General features: G+C 45.2%; 4 protein-coding genes. All 4 read right to left on the bottom strand.

The genetic code is table 11. The annotated features are described in order from the left end of the window. Positions 1 to 1,050 (bottom strand): YcaQ family DNA glycosylase (locus tag IH879_21330; protein ID MCH7677470.1); only part of this gene is annotated, 1,050 nt, incomplete at its 3' end. Continuing rightward, positions 1,047 to 1,580 carry a metal-dependent hydrolase gene (locus tag IH879_21335; protein MCH7677471.1) on the bottom strand — a complete coding sequence of 178 codons (534 nt, stop codon included), beginning with the start codon at positions 1,578 to 1,580 and terminating at the stop codon, positions 1,047 to 1,049. The genes IH879_21330 and IH879_21335, both read right to left, overlap by 4 nt. A 21-nt stretch (positions 1,581 to 1,601) precedes the next feature. Next, positions 1,602 to 3,425 carry a bifunctional metallophosphatase/5'-nucleotidase gene (locus IH879_21340; protein MCH7677472.1) on the bottom strand — a complete coding sequence of 608 codons (1,824 nt, stop codon included), beginning with the start codon at positions 3,423 to 3,425 and terminating at the stop codon, positions 1,602 to 1,604. An 81-nt stretch (positions 3,426 to 3,506) separates the two neighbouring features. Continuing rightward, positions 3,507 to 3,713, bottom strand: a 207-nt coding sequence (locus IH879_21345) for a hypothetical protein (protein ID MCH7677473.1), incomplete at its 5' end; no start/stop codon positions are given.

Here is a 3,713-nt window from a genome sequence, read left to right on the forward strand (position 1 = left end):
ACAGAGGTTGCGAATGTAAAAAGTCTTACTTTTCCGGTCAGCTTTCGGATCGAGCCGACCGATAAATCTGTCACCCCAAAGAATTGGCAGACAGAAATATCCGTAAACGCGCTTTTGCGCCGGCACATAGCACTCGAGCTGGTAATTGAAGTCAAATATCTGTTGAACCCGCTTGCGCTGAATAACACAATTGTCAAACGGCGAAAGAAGATGAATATTTTTTGAAGCACGGATTTCCCCAAGCTTTGAAAGATTTTCCTCAGTTGTGTAGTAGATTTGGTTCGAAATTCCGTCAATGTTTACTGTTTGAATATTTCCATTTTCCAGCATTTGCTGCAGGGCTGTTTTGACGTCTTTCTTGATTCCTTTGCGCAAATAGCCGATTTCCCCCTCTGTGACCAGCCCGTGGGCCTGAATCGCCCGGGTAATCAGAAACCAGCAATATTCCTTGGTGGTCGGCAAAGAGGTATCCAAATTAGCGGGTAGAACTCGTTCCGGCAAATCGTAAACCTTGTGAAAATTATTCCGCCGAACAATCATCAGTTTGCCTTCGATGAAGAGTTGTTCGAGCGCCCGCTTGGCCGGTTTCCAATTCCACCAGGGAGCGGCTTGATGATCTTCGGGCGGCTTAAAATCCCTTGCCATCAATGGACCTTCACCCCTAAACCGGTTTAAAACACGTTTCATCATTTTTTTATCCGGTGCATGCCAATGCTTTTCCCCGGCCGCGATGGCGCGCATTTTGTATAAATAGAAGCGGTAGTCTGCAATCGGAAGGTAGGCTTCCGCATGACTCCAATATTCGAAAATTTTCCTGTCTTTGACCTGGAGTTCATCCAGAACCTCGGGATTGAAATTCGGCAATCGCGTCCAGAATGTATGATTGTGGGTACGTTCTATGACTGAGATTGTATCAATTTGCACGTAACCGAGTTGGTCGAGAGCTCGTAAAACGCCACCTTTTCCTTTTCCAAATGGATTTTTTTTTAACAAGCCCTGACTGTGTAAAGCGAGTCTTGCGGCTTCTTTTTTCGAGAGGCGTGTTTTCATTTTGATTTTAATTTTCCAAATAAAAATGCCAGAACCAGGGCCGGGAGCCAAATCCAAAGAAATTCACTTATGATGACTCTTAAGCCCCATTCACTGAAAAAATTTGCTACCCCGATTGGCGAAACCTGGACTGGCTGCCAGGGCAGGAAATACCTCGTGTTGTCAAACGGTGCAAAAAAAGCCACGCCCAAACCGCCGTTGGTCATGGCATCGAAAAAGCCGTGCGAAGCCGTGCAGATGAAAAAATAACCCAAAACCGCAAACCACTTCGAGCTGCGCGGTTCGATGTTCTTAAAAAAAATGAGAGTGACAAGGAAGGCAAAAATCAAAGCAAAAAAAATCGAGTGGGAAAAGCCTCTGTGTCCCCAGAAGTCACCGTAAGAAATTCCAAAAGCAAATGTAATGACATCCAGGTCCGGGAGAACTGAACATAAAATCCCCAGGCTCCAAATTCGCACCGGTGGATTTTGAAATGCAAAAAATCTTGAAAAAGTAAGCGCTGAGAAGGCGTGTGTGAAGAGAGAAGCCATTCGGTCGAGTCCTGAAGCGGCCTAATGGGTCCCGGTTGGGAATAAAAGTTCAGCGTCTCTTTCTTTGGCCGCTTGCCACCAATCTTGGGGAATCACCTGCCAATTGCCGAGCGCTTGCGGATTCACCCTGCCGGTTTTTTCAATCCATTTCATGAGAAAATAGCGCAAATCTTTTTCAGTTGATGAAAGGACCCGTTTTGCGAGCTCGGCTTTTGGAATTTTAGCGCCGGTCAAAAGATGCCCGCCGCCGCCATTGCCGCGATATGAATTAATGGCCACTTTATATTCCTTGTTCAGGTCGAAAGGCGTGCCATCGCTCATCGCAAGAATCATGACTCTGTCTCCTGCAGGCTTTGAGACATCGACCGTGTATTTGATTCCGGCTGCGGAGTCGAAGTTGTAAGACCGTCCCGTGAGTAAATAGGAACTGGACCGGTTTGATTTCACCAGGTTGCCTTGCTCATCTTTCTCGAAATTTAAAAGATGATCATCCGCGCCGGACATCCGGTTGAACCAAAATTTGCAGGAGTATTCAAGAAAATTCTTTACTTCCTGTCCGGTTAATTTCATGGTGTAGAGCAGGTTTTCGTATTTGTAAAGGTTAAACATATCGCGCACGTAAACTTCCCCTTCGTCAATGGCGGCATTAAAAGAAAGCGGCGCTGCGAATGAGATATCCGCCCTGGTTAAATCAAGTTGAATGTTATGAATCAAGTCAACGAAAGCGGAATTACCAAAAATGGCTTCCCGGGTTGAAATGGTTTTACTGAATGTACCGATAGGCCGGGAAACGTATTTCTTAACTTCTTCAAAAGCCTGAGCAAATTTTTGCATAAATTCTTCATCCGGCACAAAATCTTTGACTTCGATGAGCTCTCCCCGAATCTCTTTTTGCCAGGAGTTTGTCGTTTTGTCGAACTCCATTTGAACGGTGGCAACCGCCACATTTCTGGCGTCGCTTTTCGGGCCGAGGATGTAAACATCTTCATCTTCCCCATTTTTTACGGAGAAATTCCATCCCTGGTGATCGTGACCGACAAACACAATATCGAATCCGGCAACCTGTTCGGCGATCAGACGCGAGGCATTTTCATTTTTAGGCGTGTCCGACGTGACGCCGCCATAACTAAAATCAACCCCGGAATGGAACAACCCAAAAAGCAGATCCGGGTTTTCTTTTTCCTGAATGATTTTGACCCACTTTCTGGCCGCTATGATCATGTCCTCAAACTCCATCCCCTGCCAAATTTTTTCAGGAAGCCAGTTAGGAATATTTGGCGTCACCATGCCCAGCACAGCGATTTTCAGGCCGCCTTTGTTTAGAATGGCATAAGGTGGAAAATAAGGCTCCCCGGATGTTGTGTTAATCGAATTGGCGGAAAGCCAGGGGAAATCGAGTTCTTTGATAAATTTATCGTAAACCGGATGGCCGGTCTCGATGTCGTGATTGCCGACCGCCCCGGCGTCGTATCCCATAAAATTCATCACCTCCGCTAGAAGGTGAGTCGTGTTTGGCTTCTCGAAATTGTAATAATAAACCACCGGCTGCCCTTGCAGCAGGTCGCCTGCATCCAGCAAAATGACTTCCTGATCTTTCTGTCTTTCCTGTTTGAGAAAAGTCTGCAGCTGTGCTAAAGAGGTGCTGGACTTTTTGTCGTTGATAAAATCATAAGGAAAAATCGCGCCGTGAATATCACTGGTTTGAATGATTTTCAGGGTGACGGTTTGAGCAAAGGTTAGTTGTACTGCAAATAATAGCGCGAGCAGAAAAAGAAAAACGAAAAGCGAGGAGCGAAGAGGGAAGAGCGACTGAGACGAACCCCTCTTTAAAGTCTCATCTCTCATCGAATTCATGTGCAAGCAAGACATCATAAAAAATACTCCAAGTTTAGGAAATGTTTAACGGATGGATTTAAATTATGTAGATTAGGTTTTATTGTCAACCGATCTTTTTTTGCTTAAAAGTTTGAAGTGCTCTTCACTAAATTCCAGCAGCGATTTTATTTTCAAATCAGCAATATCGTATTTACTCTCGTGCCAAACAGTTTCCTCAGGCATCACAACAGTTTTTAAGTTGGCAGCTTTTGCAGAGAGCAGGCCCTTGTGTGAATCTTCAATAGCAAATGCCTCATC

The organism is candidate division KSB1 bacterium (genome assembly GCA_022562085.1).
Taxonomy (GTDB): Bacteria; Zhuqueibacterota; Zhuqueibacteria; order Oceanimicrobiales; family Oceanimicrobiaceae; genus Oceanimicrobium.

Coding starts and splice junctions, on each gene's coding strand:
- IH879_21335 (MCH7677471.1), bottom strand. CDS start 1,580: ATGGCTTCTCTCTTCACACACGCCTTCTCAGCGCTTACTTTTTCAAGA.
- IH879_21340 (MCH7677472.1), bottom strand. CDS start 3,425: ATGAGAGATGAGACTTTAAAGAGGGGTTCGTCTCAGTCGCTCTTCCCT.